The sequence below is a fragment of the Serratia sp. (in: enterobacteria) genome, from assembly GCF_046715635.1.
Lineage (GTDB): Bacteria > Pseudomonadota > Gammaproteobacteria > Enterobacterales > Enterobacteriaceae > Chania.
This window is the reverse complement of record NZ_JBKJYW010000161.1, coordinates 1-2,838: the sequence shown is the minus strand read 5'-3', so window position 1 is coordinate 2,838 and position 2,838 is coordinate 1. Positions and strand designations below refer to the sequence as shown.

Here is a 2,838-nt window from a genome sequence, read left to right as displayed (position 1 = left end):
CTTTTCCATCGCGAAATGCAGAAAGAAAAACGGCAGTTCGACGGCTGGGATGAATACGAATAATTCGGAGCATAATGATGTCTGCAACACGTAAAAGATTTATCGCCGGGGCGGTTTGCCCAAGCTGTAACGCTATGGATACGCTGGCAGTTTGGCGTGAAGACCAGGTCGAAGTGGTGGAGTGCGTCAAGTGTGGCCACCATCAGCGCCAGACTGAGCAACAAGTGGAAAAACACGTTCGCCCGCAGGAGCAGGTGATCGGTATTTTTCATCCAGAGTAGCGTTATCTGCCGTGATTTTTTATGCTGAAGGGTACAGCGCTGGAGATTTCCGCTACAATCTCCACCGATTTAGTTTCCAACGGTAGGAGATATCATGAAAGTAACAAAAGACTTGGTGGTCAGCCTGGCTTACCAAGTACGTACAGAAGACGGTGTTTTGGTTGATGAGTCTCCGGTGAGTGCACCGTTGGACTATCTGCACGGGCATGGCTCTCTGATCGCAGGTCTGGAAAACGCACTCGAAGGTCACGAAGCTGGTGATCGTTTCGACGTTCATGTTGCCGCTAACGAAGCTTACGGTAACTACGACGAAAACCTGGTGCAGCGCGTTCCTAAAGACGTCTTTATGGGCGTTGATGAACTGCAGGTAGGCATGCGCTTCCTGGCTGATACCGATCAGGGCCCGGTTCCGGTTGAAATCACCGAAGTTGATGGTGACCACGTAGTGGTTGATGGTAACCACATGCTGGCTGGTCAAGACCTGAACTTCCACGTAGAAGTTGTGGCGATCCGTGAAGCAACCGAAGAAGAACTGGCCCACGGCCACGTTCACGGCGAGCACGATCATCACCACGAACACGGTGAAGGCTGCTGCGGCGGTCATGGCCACGATCACGACCACGATCATGACCACGGCAAGAAAGGCGGCTGTGGTGGCAACGGTGGTTGCGGCTGCCACTAATCCTGGTGCTGTAACGGCAACAAAAGGTCGCTTCGGCGGCCTTTTTTAGTAATGCGGGGGAGGCGTTTCTTCCGACTGCGAGGCGATCATCGACGGTTGGCTGGCGCGCAGTTTGTCGGTCAGCAGGCGCAGATGCTCTTGTATCTTCAGCATTTCAAGCTGATGCTGCACCACGGTTTGATTGAGTTCCTCAATCGTCACTTCCTGAAAGGCCTGACGGCTTTCCATCTCTTCCAACCGCTGCAGCAGGTTCTCGTAGTCTTTCTCGTGCATGTTGTTACCTCTGGCACTGTTAAATCCGGGATTCTGGCACTATGTTATCAGTAGCGGTCAGCTTTGTGCCCGCCAATTTCGACCGGCGGTTTTTCACTGCCGCAAAGCGGGCGATTCAATCCGCAAAAGTGTTAAATAAAACATTTAATTATCAATGTGATAGTTGTTTTTCTTGAACTTTGCTACCAAGATGGGGTCACATCTTGACTCGATTGGTTACCTGTGTGACTGTTTTGTTTTGTTTCAGGCAGCTATAGTAGCCCGGTCAACTTACTTAATGATGGTTTGAGGCACAGCTTCAGACACTGGAGAAATGGATGAAATCTTTGTTTAAAGTCACGCTTCTGGCAACCACTATGGCTCTTGCTCTGAATGCGACCCAAGTTATGGCAGCCGATGCGGCCAAACCTGCCGATGCAGCTACCGTTACCACTACCGGTGAGGTAGCTCCTGCTGCTGAAGCGGCTAAACCTGCAGAAGCACCAAGCACCGGCAAGTTCAAAAACGACGATGAGCAGGTCGCTTACGCACTGGGTGTTCAACTCGGTCGTTACATGGAAAACTCGCTGGATGAACAAGAAAAACTGGGCATCAAGCTGGACAAAGATGTGATGCTCGGGGCTGTTAAGGACGCGTTTGCCAAGCAGAGTAAGCTGAATGACTCTGACATCGAAAAAACCCTGCAAGGTTTTGAAGTGCGCGTGAAGGCTTCTGCTCAGGCGAAGATGGAGCAGGACGCGAAAGAAAACGAAGCGAAAGGCGTTAAATACGCTGAAGCCTTTGCCAAAGAAAAAGGCGCGAAGAAAACCGAATCTGGTCTGCTGTACAAAGTAGAGAAAGAAGGGACCGGTGAAGCACCGAAAGACAGCGATACCGTAGTGGTTAACTACAAAGGTACTCTGACCGACGGCACCGTGTTTGACAACTCCTACGATCGCGGCGAGCCATTGTCATTCCGTCTGGACGGCGTGATCCCAGGCTGGACCGAAGGCCTGAAACAGATCAAGAAAGGCGGCAAGATCAAGCTGGTTATCCCACCGACACTGGCTTACGGTAAAAATGGCGTTCCAGGGATCCCTGCCAACTCCACGCTGGTGTTTGATGTTGAGCTGTTGGATGTGAAACCGGCAGCCAAGGCTGACGACAAAACTGAGAAAGCGGCTGACGAGGCTGCGGCAGACGCTAAAGCCAAATAAGTCTGAGATTTCCCCAACCGCCGCGAATGCCCTTCGCGGCGGTTTTCATTTCTGCCTACCAAGAATGCAAAATATCCTGCAACTTTACTCCCTGTCTTTACTGATTGCTTGACGCCTGCCGGGCATCGGGCTTAACGTCAATATCACGCGCAAATGTAAGAACCAGGATCTAACCGTTTTGCTAGACTCTGGGTCTGAACTTATGAATCATGCGCCTGCCCCTTAGGGCGTGTACCTAAAACTGCTCCCGGCAGCGATTGTCTCCTGCGCGAGCCGTTTTAGTTGCGTCCCCTGGCACAGGCGATCTATGTAGGTGGTATCTTCGATGTCAAATTCGCTTTTATCCAGCGAAGCCAGCGAACTTGATTTGCTGAATGAGCGTCCGTTTAGTCAGACGGACCATGAA

4 protein-coding genes are annotated in these 2,838 nt (G+C 51.4%); 3 read left to right on the top strand and 1 reads right to left on the bottom strand.

Annotated features, from left to right (window positions below; all coding sequences use genetic code 11):
- The first annotated feature begins 77 nt into the window (after positions 1-77).
- A complete protein-coding gene (locus ACLQ7H_RS08190; RefSeq protein ID WP_037376686.1) occupies positions 78-281 on the top strand; it encodes a YheV family putative zinc ribbon protein in 204 nt (67 codons plus the stop codon).
- 94 nt (positions 282-375) lie between these two features.
- Positions 376-963, top strand: coding sequence for a peptidylprolyl isomerase (slyD, locus tag ACLQ7H_RS08185; RefSeq protein WP_411752239.1), 588 nt, complete (start codon positions 376-378; stop codon positions 961-963).
- Between the two features lie 45 nt (positions 964-1,008).
- On the opposite strand, the gene ACLQ7H_RS08180 is transcribed toward slyD, so the two are convergent.
- Positions 1,009-1,236 (bottom strand): SlyX family protein, encoded by a 228-nt coding sequence (locus ACLQ7H_RS08180; protein ID WP_411752238.1) that lies wholly within the window; start codon positions 1,234-1,236, stop codon positions 1,009-1,011.
- Between the two features lie 317 nt (positions 1,237-1,553).
- On the opposite strand from ACLQ7H_RS08180, the gene fkpA reads away from it, so the two are divergent.
- Complete coding sequence (gene fkpA, locus ACLQ7H_RS08175) at positions 1,554-2,432, top strand: FKBP-type peptidyl-prolyl cis-trans isomerase (RefSeq protein WP_411752237.1); 879 nt, start codon at positions 1,554-1,556, stop codon at positions 2,430-2,432.
- The last annotated feature ends 406 nt before the right edge of the window (positions 2,433-2,838 follow it).